This window comes from Thermohahella caldifontis (assembly GCF_041153465.1).
GTDB lineage: Bacteria > Pseudomonadota > Gammaproteobacteria > Pseudomonadales > Oleiphilaceae > Thermohahella > Thermohahella caldifontis.
On the sequence record NZ_CP154858.1, the window covers coordinates 865,001 to 882,052 of the forward strand.

General features: G+C 58.3%; 15 protein-coding genes and 1 pseudogene (1 of these 16 running past the window's edge). 8 read left to right on the top strand and 8 right to left on the bottom strand.

Annotated elements, in window-relative coordinates:
- On the bottom strand, positions 1-296 hold the 5' portion of the coding sequence (locus tag AAIA72_RS04180) for a CoA pyrophosphatase (protein WP_369602171.1). The gene continues 286 nt to the left of window position 1, outside the view; the window shows 296 of its 582 coding nt (coding positions 1-296); its start codon is at positions 294-296; its stop codon lies off the left edge, out of view.
- 69 nt (positions 297-365) lie between these two features.
- Here AAIA72_RS04180 and AAIA72_RS04185 point away from each other — a divergent pair, with 69 nt between their 5' ends.
- Positions 366-905 (top strand): NUDIX hydrolase, encoded by a 540-nt coding sequence (locus AAIA72_RS04185; RefSeq protein WP_369602172.1) that lies wholly within the window; start codon positions 366-368, stop codon positions 903-905.
- Positions 906-917: 12 nt separating this feature from the next.
- Here AAIA72_RS04185 and AAIA72_RS04190 read toward each other — a convergent pair whose 3' ends face one another.
- Complete coding sequence (locus AAIA72_RS04190; RefSeq protein WP_369602173.1) at positions 918-1,226, bottom strand: NGG1p interacting factor NIF3; 309 nt, start codon at positions 1,224-1,226, stop codon at positions 918-920.
- 307 nt (positions 1,227-1,533) lie between these two features.
- Positions 1,534-5,428, bottom strand: a pseudogene (gene purL, locus AAIA72_RS04195) (phosphoribosylformylglycinamidine synthase).
- A gap of 214 nt (positions 5,429-5,642) precedes the next feature.
- Between purL and mltF the strand changes: the two are divergent.
- A complete protein-coding gene (gene mltF / locus AAIA72_RS04200; RefSeq protein WP_369602174.1) occupies positions 5,643-7,127 on the top strand; it encodes a membrane-bound lytic murein transglycosylase MltF in 1,485 nt (494 codons plus the stop codon).
- On the opposite strand, the gene AAIA72_RS04205 is transcribed toward mltF, so the two are convergent.
- A complete protein-coding gene (locus tag AAIA72_RS04205) occupies positions 7,089-7,577 on the bottom strand; it encodes a regulatory protein RecX (RefSeq protein WP_369602175.1) in 489 nt (162 codons plus the stop codon). The two genes, mltF and AAIA72_RS04205, sit on opposite strands and share 39 nt — an antisense overlap.
- A gap of 30 nt (positions 7,578-7,607) precedes the next feature.
- On the opposite strand from AAIA72_RS04205, the gene yfbR reads away from it, so the two are divergent.
- The 4 genes from yfbR to AAIA72_RS04225 all read left to right on the top strand — a co-directional run bounded on the left by yfbR (position 7,608) and on the right by AAIA72_RS04225 (position 11,468).
- The gene (gene yfbR / locus AAIA72_RS04210; protein WP_369602176.1) at positions 7,608-8,267 is read left to right on the top strand and encodes a 5'-deoxynucleotidase; all 660 of its coding nucleotides are present in this window, start codon (positions 7,608-7,610) and stop codon (positions 8,265-8,267) included.
- A 97-nt stretch (positions 8,268-8,364) separates the two neighbouring features.
- Positions 8,365-9,129: a PleD family two-component system response regulator gene (locus AAIA72_RS04215; protein WP_369602177.1), complete on the top strand. Its 765-nt coding sequence runs from the start codon at positions 8,365-8,367 to the stop codon at positions 9,127-9,129.
- 9 nt (positions 9,130-9,138) lie between these two features.
- A complete protein-coding gene (locus AAIA72_RS04220) occupies positions 9,139-10,788 on the top strand; it encodes a tetratricopeptide repeat protein (RefSeq protein ID WP_369602178.1) in 1,650 nt (549 codons plus the stop codon).
- A complete protein-coding gene (locus AAIA72_RS04225) occupies positions 10,785-11,468 on the top strand; it encodes a sensor histidine kinase (RefSeq protein ID WP_369602179.1) in 684 nt (227 codons plus the stop codon). The genes AAIA72_RS04220 and AAIA72_RS04225 overlap by 4 nt, the downstream gene beginning before the upstream one ends.
- Here AAIA72_RS04225 and AAIA72_RS04230 read toward each other — a convergent pair.
- The 3 genes from AAIA72_RS04230 to AAIA72_RS04240 all read right to left on the bottom strand — a co-directional run bounded on the left by AAIA72_RS04230 (position 11,465) and on the right by AAIA72_RS04240 (position 14,582).
- The gene (locus tag AAIA72_RS04230; protein WP_369602180.1) at positions 11,465-12,199 is read right to left on the bottom strand and encodes a UPF0149 family protein; all 735 of its coding nucleotides are present in this window, start codon (positions 12,197-12,199) and stop codon (positions 11,465-11,467) included. The two genes, AAIA72_RS04225 and AAIA72_RS04230, sit on opposite strands and share 4 nt — an antisense overlap.
- A gap of 158 nt (positions 12,200-12,357) precedes the next feature.
- Positions 12,358-13,044: a lysophospholipid acyltransferase family protein gene (locus tag AAIA72_RS04235; protein WP_369602181.1), complete on the bottom strand. Its 687-nt coding sequence runs from the start codon at positions 13,042-13,044 to the stop codon at positions 12,358-12,360.
- 173 nt (positions 13,045-13,217) lie between these two features.
- Complete coding sequence (locus AAIA72_RS04240; RefSeq protein WP_369602182.1) at positions 13,218-14,582, bottom strand: MATE family efflux transporter; 1,365 nt, start codon at positions 14,580-14,582, stop codon at positions 13,218-13,220.
- A gap of 74 nt (positions 14,583-14,656) precedes the next feature.
- On the opposite strand from AAIA72_RS04240, the gene AAIA72_RS04245 reads away from it, so the two are divergent.
- Positions 14,657-15,607, top strand: a complete 951-nt coding sequence (locus AAIA72_RS04245; RefSeq protein ID WP_369602183.1) for a LysR family transcriptional regulator — start codon at positions 14,657-14,659, stop codon at positions 15,605-15,607.
- Positions 15,604-16,680 carry a DNA polymerase IV gene (dinB, locus tag AAIA72_RS04250; RefSeq protein WP_369602184.1) on the top strand — a complete coding sequence of 359 codons (1,077 nt, stop codon included), beginning with the start codon at positions 15,604-15,606 and terminating at the stop codon, positions 16,678-16,680. The genes AAIA72_RS04245 and dinB overlap by 4 nt, the downstream gene beginning before the upstream one ends.
- 26 nt (positions 16,681-16,706) lie before the next feature.
- Here dinB and AAIA72_RS04255 read toward each other — a convergent pair whose 3' ends face one another.
- Positions 16,707-17,042 (bottom strand): rhodanese-like domain-containing protein, encoded by a 336-nt coding sequence (locus AAIA72_RS04255; protein WP_369602185.1) that lies wholly within the window; start codon positions 17,040-17,042, stop codon positions 16,707-16,709.
- Positions 17,043-17,052: the final 10 nt, after the last annotated feature.

The following is a 17,052-nucleotide window of genomic DNA, read 5'->3' on the forward strand; positions in this document are numbered from 1 at the left end:
GAAATAACCTGACTGAGCTGACCACATAGCGTGATCTGATCTGAAGACACGCTGATTTCCTCCCGCGCCTCTCTCAGCGCGGTGTACTCCAGCGACGGATCACCGGGATCCTTCATGCCACCGGGAAAGGCTACCTGGCCACTGTGCGTGGAGAGTCCGCTGGCACGTTTGGTCAGGACAACATGAGGATTAATGTCATCAGTCACCAGCACCAGGACAGCCGCATCAGGATAAGGCACACTCAATTGATGAGGCCTGTGAGCAGCCAATGCATTGCGAATTTGTTTGACAACCATGGTGTTTCCGTGCCAGAAAGGCTATCAACTATTATACTTTGTGCCGAATTTTGCAACCGGTGGTTCTCCATGAAGTTTTGTTCTTCCTGCGGTACGCCGCTGACGATCCGCGTCCCCGAAGGCGATAACCGGGAACGTCATGTCTGTCCCGAATGCCAGATGATTCACTACATCAACCCGAAGATCGTTGCCGGCACCCTGCCTTATCATGAAGGCAAAATCCTGTTGTGCAAACGGGCCATCGAACCGCGCATGGGATACTGGACTTTACCTGCCGGCTTCATGGAGATGAACGAGTCCACCGAGGAAGCGGCAAGGCGGGAAACCCTGGAGGAAGCTTGCGCCGCAGCTGAAATCGGCCCCCTGCTCTCCATGATCAGCATTCCCCATATTGGTCAGGTTCACATCTTTTATCTGGCCAGACTGATAAACGGTACCTTTGCTGCAGGCGAAGAAAGTCTTGAAGTGGATCTTTTCGCTCCGGATGACATTCCCTGGAATGATATTGCGTTTCCCACCGTCAAAAGGACACTTCGGTTCTTTATCGACAACGGCTGCCGGTTTGACGGGCAGCCCTATGTTGATGTCATACAACAGCCAGGACGGTAACGCAGCGCGGCATTACGTTTCGATGGCAATAAATCCATAGGCGGGTTCTTCATAGGGATGTGCCCGTCTGAATGCCTGAAGCACCTCCTCCCTGAGCGTCTCCGGCAGCACCATCTCCACACGCCACTCTTCCACGGTTTCCAGTTCACCTTTCCGGCCGATAAACGGGTTGGCGGCGTCTCCGGGACGGAACTGTCCTTTACCGAGGGTCTGCCAGCAACAGGCTTCATAATCACCGATGCGTCCCGCCCCGGCGTCAAACACAGCTTCCTTGACTTGTTCAAGATGGGATTCCGGCACGTAGAAGTAAAATTGCAGCATTCTTGGCATATTTTTCCAGCTCCATTTCATCCACAGATTCTGTGGATAACTTTGGGGATAATATATTGGAAACCATCGCCAGCCCCCGGTATCACTGGCACCTTGTCACTTTGTCCATTTTGCCAACAATTTTGTAACAGCACTTATATATCAATGTGTTACAGAATATTATGAGAATCCACTCAAACTATGTGTCGCAACCCGACCCTAAGGTCCCTAGCTCCGCCGGCTGTGTGCATAACTTTCAAAGTCAAGTCTTGACCGGTAAAAAAACGGGGGCCAGGCCCCCATTTTCATTTGCGTCAGATCAGTTGTCCAGAGCGCGTCTGGCGTTGACAAACAGCTTGAACCAGGGCGCGTTCTCTCCCCAGTCATCCGGATGCCATGACCATTGTACCGTGCGGAAAACCCGCTCTGGGTGAGGCATCATGATGGTCACACGGCCATCCTCGCTGGTAAACCCTGTCACGCCCTGAGGCGAGCCGTTCGGGTTTTCGGGGTAACGCTCTGTCGGCACACCCCGGTGATCCACATATCGGGCAGCAACGAGCCCGCCCTTCAGGGCTTCCTCCAGGCTGGCCGAGCCGCGGAATTCGGCACGCCCCTCTCCATGAGCCACTGCAACCGGCAGAATGGATCCGGCCATGTCCTGAAGCCAGATGGATGCGCTCGGCAGGATTTCAAGCATGCTGACGCGCGCTTCAAACTGCTCCGAGAGATTACGGACAAAATGAGGCCAGTGGGCGGCACCGGGAATGAGACTCTTCAGGTTTGAAAGCATCTGACAACCGTTACAGACACCAAGAGCGAGAGTGTCACCACGCTGGAAGAATGCTTCGAATTGTTCCCGTGCACGGGCATTGAAGAGAATGGATTTCGCCCAGCCTTCCCCCGCACCGAGCACGTCTCCGTATGAGAAACCGCCGCAGGCTGCCAGTACGGCATACCCTTCCAGGGTGTGTCGGCCACTGAGTATGTCACTCATGTGCACGTCAACCGCTTCAAATCCTGCACGGTGAAATGCTGCAGCCATTTCTGTCTGCCCATTGACTCCCTGTTCTCTCAGGATTGCTGCCCGCGGTCTGGCCCCGGTGTTGACGAACGGGGCATCTTGCGGCACAGGGAATGTCAGCCTGACATTGAGCCCCGGGTCTTCGTCGTCACGGATGCTTTCAAATTCCTGATCCGCACATTGGGCGTTATCACGGATACGCTGGATGTGATAGCTGGTTTCGGCCCACATGGCCTGCAGGTCGGCACGGGCGTACTGGCGGTGGACCTCGCCTCCGAATCGCAGCACGACCTTCTGTTCTACTGTGGGGTGCCCGATATCTACCAGACACTCGCCCAGACCAGCGGCATCAAACGCTGCTTTCACTGCGTCAAGATGCTTGTCTTCCACCTGGATTACCGCACCCAGCTCCTCGTTGAAAAGCTCACGGACAATATGGGAAGTATCCCGAACCCAGTTGTCCAGCTCAATTTCCGTACCACAGCGTCCGGCAAAGCACATTTCTGCCACGGTGGTGAACAGTCCGCCATCCGAGCGGTCATGGTAGGCGAGAATGCGATCCTCGCCCGCAAGACTCTGGATGACCCCGAAGAAGGCCTTGAGGTGCGCCGGATCATCCACGTCAGGGGCCACGGCGCCGGTCTGTCCGAAAACCTGGGCCAGCGCGGAACCGCCAATGCGGTTCTTGCCAAAGCCCAGGTCGATCATCAGCAGACGCGACGGGATTTCAGGCCGCAACTGGGGCGTCAGGGTCTTGCGGATGTCGGTCACCGGGGCAAAACCACTGACGATGAGAGAGGGGTGACACGACCGTTTTCCGGGTTTCACCTTCCTTCCAGGTGGTTTTCATGGACATGCTGTCCTTGCCAACGGGAATGGTGATGCCCAGCGCAGGACAGAGTTCAAGTCCGACAGCCTTGACGGTATCGAACAGCGCCTGATCTTCGCCGGGGTGACCGGCAGCCGCCATCCAGTTGGCGGAGAGACGGATGTCAGAGAGCTTCCGGATGCGGGCGGAGGCCAGATTGGTAATGACTTCGCCAATGGCCATGCGTCCGGACGCTGGCGCATCAATGACCGCGACAGGCGTGCGCTCACCCATGGCCATGGCTTCCCCGGTATAACTGTCATAGCCGCTGGCGGTGACGGCGGCGTCCGCCACAGGCACCTGCCAGGGACCGACCATCTGATCACGGGCAACCAGGCCGGTAATACTTCTGTCTCCGATGGTAATGAGGAAACTCTTGGATGCAACCGCCGGCAAACGGAGCACTCGCTTCACAGCTTCATCAAGATCTACCGCTGTGGAATCAAACAGGTGCTTGGTAAAGGTTTGTCGCGTAAAGCTGCGGTGCATCCTGGGAGGCTTGCCGAACAGAACGTTCATGGGCAGATCGACCGGCTTGTTGGCAAAATAGCCGTCGGTCAATGTCAGGTGCATGGTGTCAGTCGCCTCACCCACCACGGCATACGGACAGCGTTCGCGACGACAGATGGCGTCGAAGACGGGCAGGTCCTCTTCTGCCACGGCGAGAACGTAGCGCTCCTGGGATTCGTTGCACCAGATTTCCATGGGTGACATGCCCGGTTCGTCGTTGGGAATGTCGCGCAGTTCGAAGGTGCCCCCGCGCCCGGCATCCTTCACCAGTTCAGGCAGGGCATTGGAAAGCCCGCCAGCACCCACGTCGTGAATGAACAGAATGGGATTGGCTTCGCCCCGCTGCCAGCAGCGGTCGATCACTTCCTGACAGCGGCGCTCCATTTCGGGATTGTCGCGCTGCACGGACGCGTAATCCAGGTCTTCCGCACTGCTGCCGCTGTCCATGGAGGAGGCTGCGCCGCCGCCAAGACCGATGAGCATGGCCGGGCCGCCAAGCACGATGAGCCTGGCGCCAACGGGCACAGTCTTTTTCTCGACATGGTGCGGCCTGATATTGCCCAGGCCTCCTGCCAGCATGATGGGCTTGTGGTAGCCGCGGACTTCTGTGCCGTTGACACCCGGCGCGGCCTGTTCATAGGTACGGAAATAGCCGCACAGATTGGGTCGCCCGAATTCGTTGTTGAATGCAGCGCCACCGATCGGCCCTTCGATCATGATATCGAGGGGCGAAACAATTCTGTCCGGCTTGCCATAAGGCTTCTCCCATGGCTGCTGAAAGCCGGGAATATTGAGGTTTGAAACGGTAAACCCTGTCAGGCCTGCCTTGGGTTTGCCGCCAATGCCCGTGGCGCCTTCATCGCGGATTTCGCCCCCCGAGCCGGTTGCTGCACCAGGGAAGGGAGAAATCGCTGTCGGGTGGTTATGTGTTTCCACCTTCATCAGGATGTGAACGGGCTCTTCCACCTCTCCGTAGATGTGATTTTCAGGATCAGGGAAGAATCGTTTCGCGACAGGCCCTTCGATGATTGCGGCATTATCCTTGTAGGCAGAAAGCACGCCCTCACCACCCTTTTCATAGGTGTTGCGGATCATCTGGAAGAGCGTCCAGGGCTGGGTTTCGCCGTCCACTTCCCAGGTCGCGTTGAAGATCTTGTGGCGACAGTGTTCGGAGTTGGCCTGAGCAAACATCATCAGTTCGACATCGGTGGGATTGCGTCCCAGGTGGCTGAACGCATCCACCAGATAGCGGATCTCATCATCCGCCAGTGCAAGGCCCCACTCCCGGTTGGCCTTTTCCAGCGCGGCCTGGCCGCCCTGCAAGACATCCACGGTCCGCAGTGGCCGCGGCTCGGCATGGGAAAAGAGCAGCTCGGCACCGCTCATTTCATGAAATACGGCCTGGGTCATGCGGTCGTGCAGTTCGGCAGCGATAAGTGCACGCTGCTCGGCATCCGGCATGTCTTCACTCTGAATGTAATACGCGATGCCCCGCTCGATACGTTCGATATCGCCCAGTCCGCAGTTGTGGGCAATGTCCGTGGCCTTGCTGGACCACGGCGAGATGGTTCCCGGGCGCGGCACCACGAGAAACAGTGTCCCCTCCGGGGCTTCGGCCGATTGTTCCGGCCCGTAGTGCAGCAGTTGCTTGAGTGTCTTCAGGTCTGAAGCGCTGAGCTCTTCTCTGAGCTCGACGAAGTGCATGTACTCGGCGTAGATCTGTGTGACGGCGGGTACTACTTCCTGAATCCGTGAAAGAAGAAGATCCCTGCGGAATGGTGACAGCGCGGGTGCGCCCCTGAGTTCCAGCATGGTGTTTAGTCGCCTCTCAGCCCCGTTGAAAAATAAGCGCGTATGATACTCGAATCCCGGGATGCAGGCCACATTGACCAAAGTGGATAGTGTCAGAACGTTCAATTTTTAATCGTTTTGCAAAGTTTAGGTTGCGTGCTCGAATGACTCAGGTTAGGTTCAGGCACACAGGGACAGACTGCGTCTTATCAGGATGCTGAATGAGGTTTTACGCTTGAAGGTTGTATTCAGGTTTTTTCTGGCGACACTGTTTGCCACCCTCGTCCAGGGGTGCACAGAACCTTCCCAGATGGATCTGCTGCGCAAGGAAGGCCGGCTCCACTGGGTGACGCTCAACTCGCCAACCACATATTACGAGAACCGCGACGGTGAACCGGAGGGCCTCGAATACGAGCTGGCCAAGGGGTTTGCCGAATATCTGGGTGTGCGCCTGAATGTGATCGTCGCCGAATCGGCCGATGAAATGTTCGCACAGCTCGACAAGGGTTATGCACACCTTGCGGGAGCGGGCATCACACAACAGGGCGCGCAGCTGAAGTCTCCCGGCTATCGCTTCGGGCCGGCTTACATGCAGGTTCAGCCCACGCTGGTTTACCGGTCCGGCTCCGAACGTCCCACGCAACCCGGTGATCTGAAGGGCAAGGTGGTCTGGCTGGATATCCACACCCCTCATTTCGACGTCATCCGCGAAGCACTTTCCGGTGTTGAAGGACTGACCTTGGCACCGGTTGAGATGGATGACTCGGAACTGCTGAATGCACTTGACAGTGGCGATACGGAGCTGGTTGTTGTGGACTCCAACCTGTTTGAAGTCAAGCAGGCCCTCTACCCCCGTGCACGCTTTGCCTTTCACCTGACTCCGCCCATGCCGGTGAGCTGGGTATTCCCACCCAAGACCAGTGAGGAGCTGGTTCGTGCCGCAGAAAAATATTTCAAGACCATTGAAGAGAATGGCACGCTCATTCAGATGACAGAGCGCTACTTTGGTCACCTGAAACAACTGAACTATGTGGGTGCGCGGACCTTCCTGCGTCACATCGAAAAGCGTCTGCCACGCTACGAACCGCATCTCCGGCAGGCTGCGGCAGAGTACAATCTGGACTGGCGCTTGCTGGCGGCAATCGGTTACCAGGAGTCTCATTGGCGGCCTTACGCGGTCTCTCCGACAGGCGTCAAGGGTTTCATGATGCTGACGCTGCCCACTGCCCGCGAAATGGGCATCAAGAACCGGCTCAACCCGGTGCAGAGTATCTGGGGCGGTGCGCGTTATTTTGCTTCGCTCAAGTCCAGAATCCCTGAACGCATACCGGAGCCCGACCGCACCTGGTTTGCATTGGCGGCCTACAACGTCGGGCTCGGCCATCTGGAGGATGCCCGGGTCATCACTCAGATGCGCGGCGGCGATCCGGACAAGTGGGTCGATGTGAAGGATAGCCTGCCGTTGCTGCAGCAGAAGTCGTGGTATCGCCAGACGCGCCATGGCTACGCCAGGGGCTGGGAACCGGTGCAGTATGTTCAGAACATCCGCCGCTATTACGATGTATTGACCTGGATGACTCAGTCGGACGAGACGCTGACGGCGTCTGCCACACCTCTGAATCCGCTCCCCTCAGGAGAAGACACGGCCGACCGGGAGTCTGACGAGGCGTTGCCCGAGCCCTTACCCCCTACCATGCGATGGGACATCCCCCTTCTCTAGGGCTTCCGCCACGTCCAGCGCGTGGTCGGCCTGATCCTGAGTAAAGCCGCGCTGAAGCAGCCGGCCACGGGCCTTCCAGCGTGCCTCTTCTGTGGACAGGTCCGGTTTCCTGCGTACGAGCCAGTCTGCTGCCGTGGCATACCAGTCTACGTCTGCGTCTTTCAGTCCGGCCCGGATGTCGGTCTCGGAAAGCCCGGCACACTTCAGTTCGTGCTCGACCCGCCTGGGCCCCCAACCCGCCGAAGCGCGGTTGCGTGCGAGCATGGCCGCATAGCGCACTTCATTCAGCCAGTTTTCGGCGACACAGTGATCCAGCACCTTGTCCAGGTCCCGAGGGTTCGTGGCATGACGGGCAAGCTTTCTCGCCAGCTCTGAACGACAGTGCTCACGGCGTGCGAGCAGGCCGAGCGCCCGTTTGAGCAGTTCTGTGGTATGCTGATCTTCATTCATGTCCTTCAGTTTACCGGAGTCTTTTTACTCATGGGTAGCCGTACTTCATTGTTTTTTGCCTACCTTGAACGCTTGCGCTGGATCCGCCGGTGGGGCCTGAAACGGAATGTGGTTGAAGAAAATGTGATGGAACATTCCTGGCAGGTGGCCACCATTGCCCACGCGCTGGCGGTGATCGGAAATGAAAAGTTCGGCATGAAGATCAACCCCGGCGAGGTGGCCATCACGGCGCTCTACCATGATGCTTCGGAAATCATCACAGGTGACCTCCCCACGCCGGTCAAGTACCACTCCGATAGCATCCGCAACGCTTACAAGGCCATCGAGAAAGAGGCTGAGCACGAATTGCTGCGCAAACTGCCCGACTTCATGCAGCCGGCATTTCGTCCCTATCTCCTTTCCGAGAATGTTCCGGAAGACATCGAGCGTTGCGTCAAGGCTGCAGATCTCATCAGTGCCTTTCTCAAATGTCAGCTGGAAACGCGTGCAGGCAATCATGAGTTCCAGGATGCCATGCGGGATGTGGAGCGCCGATTGCGCACCTTCGACTATCCGCCCGCCCATTACTTTCTTGCCCGGTTCGTGGATGGCTATCTGCTGACGCTGGACGAGCTGTTGCGCCATCACGAGGCCGATACCGAAGACACCTCCGCCTCTGACACTCGGGCTATGCCATTCATTCGATTGTGAAGGCCCTGCCACTGACGTTAAATTGGGGGTTTGTTCACGCACAATGATCGTGCAATCGCTATACTGAGTCCTGCAGGGAGACTGATTCGGGGTGGAAATGAGCAGGCTGGCACTGATAGTGGATGACTCGGCGACTGCGCGCCACATGCTTGCCCGTATGCTCAGGGGGCTGGATTTCGAATGTCATTTCTCCCAGTCCGGCCAGGAGGCACTGGATCAGCTCGCGTATGAGTTGCCGGATATCATCTTTCTGGATCATCTCATGCCGGGTCTGGATGGATTTCAGACGCTGGGCGCCATCAAGCAGAATCCGCGTACCCGCCACATTCCGGTCGTCATGTACACCTCCCAGAATGCGCTCAAGTACCAGGAAGAAGCCATGGCGCTGGGCGCCGCCGGCGTCATCACCAAGCAGGTGGACAAGGAAGCACTCTACATTCTGGTGGAAAAGGTGTGTCTTGCTCAGGACATCGGACTGCAGGTCAACGCCGCTGCCCCGGACGGGACAGCGGCGGGAAGCGCCAACGAAATCCAGCCCGTTGAACCTTCGCCCGCAGCCGACAATGTTGTGCCCTTTCAGCCGAAACACCCCTCCCCGGGCGGGGCTGACAAAGCATCATCACCACGGGATTCCGAGACGTTCAGGCTGAGACAACGCCTCAACCTTCTGGAAAGCCGCGTTGCCTTTCTGCGATTGCTGGTATTTCTGCTATTATTGATTTCAGTTCTGCTCGGCATTGAAGTGCTGCAGCAGCATGAACGGCAGGTTCGCCTGACCAGCCAGATGGAGGGTCACCGCAAGGCCCTTCAGGAGCTGATTGATCTGGTGGATCCTGCCAGCAAGCCCACCCGTTCTGAATAGGATCGGCTCGTGACCAATCCGTTCTCTGTGCTGTTCAAGGCGTACCAGCGCAAGCGTTTTCTCATCATTGATGACTTTGACAGCTTTGTGTTTTCCCTCAAGCAGATGCTGCGCCGGCTGGGCGCCGAACAACTGGACAGTGCCAGTAATGGGGAAAAGGCTCTGGATATGGCCTTGCAGCGCCACTACGATGTCGTCCTCTGCGATTACAATCTGGGTGACGGCAAGAACGGACAGCAGGTTCTCGAAGAGCTGAAACATCGCGGGCTGCTGCGCCACCAGGACATTTTCATCATGATCAGTGCCGAGGCAGCGCGGGACTGGGTTTTTGCTGCCATCGAGAATGCGCCGGATGAATATCTGACCAAGCCCATCACCCAGTCCATCCTGCAGAACCGTCTGGACCGCATTCTGACACGCAAGGAGACGCTGCGACCGATGTATGCGGCCATGGATGCGGGCGACTTCTCCAAGGCACTGATTGCCTGCGATCAGGCGCTCCCGGCACACCCGGAATACCGACCGCTACTGATCAAGACAAAGGCCTATCTCTATCAACAGGTGGGAGACCTGGCGTCTGCACGCGCGCTCTACGAAGCGGCGCTGAAGCACCGACCGGTGCAGTGGGCCAGGTTCGGCCTGGCTCGGGTGTTGGTACAGGCCGGCGAGCTGCCCAGAGCCATCGAAATCCTGCAGCTGCTTGTGGCCGAGTACCCGACCATGATTCAGGCATGGGATCTGCTAGCCGAAGCGCTGAAGGCTTCGGGTGATTCCATGGCGGCCGAGGAGGCGCTCCGGCAGGCGGCAAATCTCTCTCCCCGGTCTGTCCAACGTCAGCAAAAACTGGCGAAACTGGCCGAGACCAATGACCATCCGGACACGGCGATCGGGGCCAGCCAGCTGGCGCTGCGGTATGCTGAAAACAGTGTCCATGATACCCCCTCTCTGTATCTGGGACATGCACAAATCCTCTCGGGCGTGTGTGAAAGCCATCCCGATCAGCTGAACAGGCTGGGGCCGGAAATCCGCACGACATTGCAGAATTGCCGGCAGCGTTTTGGCCCGGCAGCGATAGATCCCTTTGACGAGGCAATCATGGAGGCGCGCCTTCTGATCGCCGAAGGCAAATCGGATGAGGCCATGGAAAAGGTACAGGGCCTCAAGTCCCGCTTCTCTGCCCTGCCTTCAGGCCAGCAGAACACGGAACAGGGACTGGCACTCGGACGCTGTCTGCTGATGCTCAATGCACACAAGGAAGCCGAGGCATTTCTCTACCGGCTGGTTCAGGACCACCCCGAAGAGGCGGGGCTCCCGGCACGGGTCGAGGAGCTGCTGGATGAACCGCTCAGTCTGCAGGCACGCATGAAGGCACGTGAGCTGAACAGCCAGGGCATTCGTTGTTATGACAAGGCGCTGTATGAGGATGCCATACGCCTGTTCACCGAGGCGGCTGAGCTGGCACCCAGGCATGTGGCACTGAACCTCAACCTGCTTCAGACCTTGCTCAGACTGGATCCTTCTCGGCGAAAACAGTATCGTGCAACGGAAGCCGCCTGTCTGGAGCGCCTGAAGGGGCTGTCGTCCCGCCACAGACAGTATCGCCGCTACCGTCACCTGCTCGGCCGGCTCGGTCCGGAAATCCCACAGGAGTCATCATGAGTTCATCACCGGATTTCAATCTGATTCTGGCGTCATCCGTACACGACATGAAGAATTCCCTGACCATGTTGCTGTCATCTCTGGATGAGGTGACTCAGGCATTGTCGGAAAAGGATGATCCCATTGCGCGTCAGGTTCCTGTTCTCCAGTATGAGCTGGCGCGGGTGAACAATGATCTGGTGCAGTTGCTGGGATTGTACAAGCTGGGTGAAAACCTCCTTGTGCCCCACATGGAAGAGCATCAGATTGCGGATCTGTTTCGGGAGCTTCAGGCCCGGTACGCACCCCTGTTTGAAAACCGGAAAATCCGCTTTGAAATTCAGGCTCCGGATGATCTGTTCGGGTTCTTCGACCGGGATCTGGTCATGAATGTGCTGAACAACGCCATCACCAATGCGTTGCGATATACCTCTTCCGGGGTCTGGCTCAGCGCGCAGATGGACGGCAAGGATCTGCTCATCGAGGTCAGTGATGATGGCAAAGGCTACCCGGAATCCATGCTGGCGCAGGATTATACCAACCTGACGGGGTTCAGCTGGGCCGAGAAATCAACCCAGCTCGGTTTGTATTTTGCCAACCGGATTGCTGCACTGCACCAGTCAGGTGACCGGTGTGGCCGGCTGGCCATCTGCAACGAGGGTGTGAATGGCGGTGGCTGTCTCAGGCTGTGGTTGCCCTAGGTCCCGCAGCACTTCTTGAATTTCTTGCCACTGCCACAGGGACAGGGGTCGTTGCGGCCAACCTTGGGCAGTTCACGTGTGATGGTCACACCGGGTGAGAGGACCCGGGAAAGGCGCTGTCCGACCTCCGCATACACCCTGAGCTCTTCCTGAATGTTCTCGCGCCCGCGGGCCAGTTGCTCACGAAACTCGTCTGCCCTGTCCGGCTGTTCACGCTCGACCGTTTCCAGCGCGTCGTCAATGTCGGCATAAATCTGCATGAAGGCCAGGATTTCATCCAGCGCTTCGGCAAATTCGCTGTAACCGTCAAGATGCTTGTGCCTGGCTGCCGCAAGTGCCTGACGCCAGTGATCCTCCAGCCACTCATCGGTCATCAGGAAGCCTTCTACCCAGGCATCAAGGTATCTGCGTTCCCAGTTATCCCAGCTGAACACGCAGCGTTCGGGCAACGTCCAGGTGCCTTGTTCGATGTCCTGACGAATGGAATCGTGCAAGCGGCGAACCAGCGCGACAATTTCCGGGTGAGCCTGATCATCCCCGTTTTCACCAAAGATGACCGGCATCCACTCACCCTCCTCCGGAGGCATGGGACAGGAGGCGATGGCAAACAGGAATCCCTGAAGCTGATCCAGGTCCAGTGCATCATCATGACGCGCTTCATCCGCCAGAAAGCTTTCCAGCTTCTGAAGTTCCTCGTCCGTCAAGACCGGGTTGGTTCCGTCTGCCTGCATACCTGACCTCTTGATTACCGGCGCGCAGTATAGCGGACTCTGGTGCAGGACTGAACCAGTGGCATTCAACAGAAGTGAGTTTCCCGTTCAGCGGGCCGATTGATGCCCGGGTGAGCAGCGGGCCGGGACCCGCCGAATTGCCGGGGGCACTGCCGTTTTCAGGCAGCCAGCCTGACTTCGGAGTCGCCGTTGAGCTGGGCTTCGAGTCGGGCGTATGCTTCAAGCATGCGGTTGCGGCACATTTCCATAAGCCGGGGAACATCCTTCGCAGTCATGCCCACCGTGGGAATGGGTGCCAATACTTCGATCAGCACTTCTTTCGCCCTGCCCGATCCGGGTTTGAGGACATCCAGATAGCTGCTCACACAAACCGGGATAATGGGAGCTCCGGTAGACACCGCAAGATGAAAGGCGCCCTTCTTGAAAGGCAGCATGTTGTTGCCGCGGTTACGCGTCCCTTCCGGGAAGATCCAGATGCTCTTGCGCTCACGCTGCATGGCTTCGGCAGTTGCGTTCATGGTTGCCACGGCCTGATTCCGGCGTGACCGGTTGATCAGAACATTCCCGGCTAGCCAGTACATCTGCCCGAAAAGAGGCACCCACTTGAGAACGGACTTGCCCACACTGACGGCACCCTTGGGCACAATCCCCCCACGATAAACAGGTCGAAATTGTGCTGATGATTGGCAACCATCACGGATGGCGTGGTGGTGTCCAGATAATGGGCATTGATGTGGGTGACTTTTACCCCCATGATCTTGCGCCCCCCCAGGCCAGCCACTTGGCACAGTAGTGGCTGTTGTCACGATGGAAAGGCCGGAAGAGACAGAAAACCAGCCCGACACAGGAGGTGGCCAGGCAATAAAGCCAGAGAAAGGTGTATCGAATGTGCTGCACGAGAGCTCCGGAAGATTTCAAGCCTATTCAGCGTACAGTTTAGCGTACAGGTGTACGCCAATCCAGCCGACCAAGGTTGCAAATTTGTAAAATTTTACAGGTTTGCAGCCTCTGAACCGGATCAGAGTGGCGGAATGGCAGGCCTGGCGCTGCGCCGGCTCGACCAGGCCTCCCGGCCCAGCGTGCGCCAGTAAAGCCAGCCCAGCCCAAGTGCCGTGGACAGCAATCCGATCCCGAGCCCACTCCAGATGCCGTGAACCCCCCAATATTGTCCCAGCCACCAGGCCACCGGCACACCGATCAGCCAGTATCCGATTGCTGTCACGACGGTGGGCGCGGTGCCCAGGTGTAGAGCCCGCAGCACGCTGATGATGATGACCTGGGCGCCGTCTGCCAGCTGAAAGAGGGCAGCGACAACGAAGAGCCCGGTTCCCACGGACATGACCTCTGCACTTCTGGCAGCGTCTGCATTAAAGGTAAACAGACGGATGATGGGTTCCGGCAGGGTCACGAACAGGATGGCAATCAATGTACAGCATACCAATCCCAGGCCGAGCCCCATACGGGCCACGCGATCAGCGCTGAGCCGATCCCCTGCTCCGTAAAAATGTCCGACCCGGATGGCCGTTCCCTGTGCCAGACCGATATACAGATTGAATGCGGTTGATGCGGCCTGAAGCGCGACCTGGTGTGCTGCCAGTGACACGGCACCCAGTTTGCCCGCCATCAGGGCAGCAACAAAGAACAACCCCATCTCCATACCGATGGCCACGGCAATGGGTACGCCCAGACGCCAATAGGGCCGGAAGTCCGGGCGCCTGGGGCGGCTCAGTGCATGCATCAGCCAGCGGCGCACCCTGACAGACCGCGCCAGGTGCCACAGCATGCCCAGGGCCAGAAACACATGCACCAGCGCCGTACCCAGTGCAATCCCCTTGAGCCCCAGTGCCGGCAATATTCCTGCGCCGGTCATCAGGGCATAACTGACCGGCACATTGAGCACTGCCGCCATGAGTGTCAGGATCATGATCGGCCGGGTGTCGCCCAGCCCGGACGCAAGCCCGCGCAGGAGCATGAACAGGTAGGCGGGCAGTCCAATCCAGGCAGCACCCTCCAGATAGGCCCGGGCATGGACCAGCATGTTCTTTTCATAACCCAGGGATTCGAGCACACCCGGCGTTACCAGGCACAGGAGGCTGACCAGCATGCTCAGACAGAGCGCGACAACCAGGCCGCCTCTGAGATTGCGCACAATCCGGCCATGGTGCTTGCGGCCGTAGCTCACGGAAATTTCGTTGGGCGCCGCGAAGAGGACACCGCTGAAGGTGATGAGAAAAAAGTGAAAGGCGCCCACGCCCAGAGCACCGCCCGCCAGTGCATCCACTCCCATCAATCCCATGAGGATGGTATCCGACACCAGCATGGCCGACTGAGCCAGTTGTGCCGCAGACAGGGGAAGCGAGATGGACAGCAGGGCCTTCAACATGATTCATCCTCATTCAGGCACCCCATTCTAGGCTATGCGAATGCCTGTTCAAGCGATATGATGTCACCCATGACATGAGTTTTTTTCATGAAGAGGGTTCCGTGCTGCCACCACTCAATGCGCTCCGCACCTTTGAAGTTGCCGCGCGTCACCTCAGTCTGACCCGTGCTGCCCGGGAGCTCAATGTGACTCAGGGGGCCGTCTCCAAACAGATTGCCCATCTGGAAGATGTGCTGGGTGTGCCTGTGTTTGAACGGCATCACCGCCGTCTGACCCTGACCCCTGCCGGCCAGCAGCTGGCAGAGCATCTGACCCCCATGTTTCGCGGACTGGCGGCCGCCTGTGAGCGCATTCGCGCGGCTGACCCTTCTCGCCTGGCCATTCAGCTCACCCCAACCATCGCCATCCGCTGGTTTTTCCCGAGGCTGCCACAGATTCAATCACGGCTTCCCAATATCCGGCTGGAAGTGACCACGCGTTGGTTCGAAGCGGAAAAGGCATTGCCGGATGAGCTGGTGCCCTATGATGTCGTCATCTTTTGTGCACCGAGGCATCACCGCCTGCCAGCCTGTTTTCTGCGCGACGAGATCATGCGTCCTGTCGCCTCGCCGGCGCTGCTGGCACGCTGGGGCGGCGACGTGCGTGCAGCGCTGGCCCATGCGCCCCTTTTACATCTTGAAGCATCGCAGCAGGACTGGGGCCGGTGGTTCACACAGACCGGTTACCACCGCGAGGGTCCAGTGGCGCCGGAACTGCGTTTTGACTCACTTGACATGGCACTCACTGCCGCATTGCAGGGGCACGGGATCGTCCTGATGGATATGCCTTTCGTAATCAATGAGGTTTCATCAGGCGCTTTGCGCTGTCTCACGCCGCAAACGCCATTTGACAGCGGCTGGGCCTATTTCGTTCACCTGCCCCGCGACGACCGGCAGGAACAGGCACGTCCGCTTCTGGACTGGCTGAAGTCCGAAACGGAAAGGGACGCTCACCGCGTTCACGATTGGCTGGGCACCCTGGAATGAGTGTTCGCAAGATCATCCATGTGGATGCGGACTCTTTCTATGCCGCCATTGAAATGAGGGAGGATCCGGCCCTGGCTTCGCGCCCGATTGCGGTAGGCGGCCAACCGGATCACCGGGGAGTGATCGCCACCTGCAATTATCTGGCGCGGGCCCGCGGCGTACACTCTGCCATGCCCTCTTCCATGGCGCTGCGCGCGTGCCCGGATCTGATCATTCTGCCACCACGCTTTGAACTGTACCGGGAGGTTTCCCGGCAGCTCCATGCCATCCTGCGCCAGTACACAGCCCTCATCGAGCCGGTTGCGCTGGATGAGGCTTATATGGACGTATCGGAATGCCGGGCACTGGGGGGCATTGCGACACGGATTGCCGAAGCCATCCGGCAGGAGGTGAGAGAAACGCTGCGTATTACCGTATCGGCCGGGGTGGCACCCAACAAGTTTCTGGCCAAGGTAGCCAGTGACTGGCGCAAGCCTGACGGACTGTTTGTCATCAAGCCTCATCAGGTTGCAGACTTTGTGAAGAATCTGCCGGTTGGCAAGATCAATGGTGTGGGACCCGTCACCCGCAAAAAACTGGAATCCATGGGTATCCACACCTGCGGTGATCTGCAGTCCGTGGAGGCGCTGGAGTTGGAACGCCTGTTCGGGCGCTGGGGGGCGCGGCTGTACCAGCTTGCACGGGGTGTGGACAACCGGCCTGTCCAGACATCACGACGGATCAAGAGTCAGTCTGTCGAAAGAACCTTTGACCACGATCTGATTTCGGAAGCCCGGATTCTGGCAACACTGCCGGATCTGCTGGTCCGCCTGGCCACCCGTTTCGAACGCTATCAGTCCGCCTATCAGCCCGTCTCGCGCACCGTGAAGGTCAAGTTCAGTGACTTTCAGCAAACCACGCTGGAGCAGAGACTGACCACTCAGGACTGGGAAGACCGGGCGGCCTGGGAGGTCATGCTGGCTGCGGCCTGGCGGCGTCAGGGGAAGCCCGTCAGGTTGATTGGTGTGGGGCTGGGCCTTGCGCCCCGCCATGCGGACTCGGCCCAGCTTTCACTGTTCGAAGAGGATTTCTGATCCGGTATCACCGGGTCATTCTCCGGTTACTCCCTGACGACAGGCAGCCCGTATTGCTTCACTACGTCGTCCAGACCGCCTTCATTGACCACCCGCGTATATCCCATGGCACGGAGTGTTTCCAGTGCAATGCCTGCGCGACGGCCGCTGCGGCAATAGAGGTGAATTTCCGCATCCCGGTCAGGGGCGATCGATCCGATACGCTGGCCGATTTCCTGATATGGCACGAGCAATGCGCCCTCTACGTGACCCTGGGCATATTCCTGTGGCGTACGGACATCAATCCAGAGCGCGTCCGCCCAGACGGAGAGACTGACCAAGCTTGCGAGTATCAATCCGAAAAGTCGTTTCATCTCACTCATGGACCTGTTT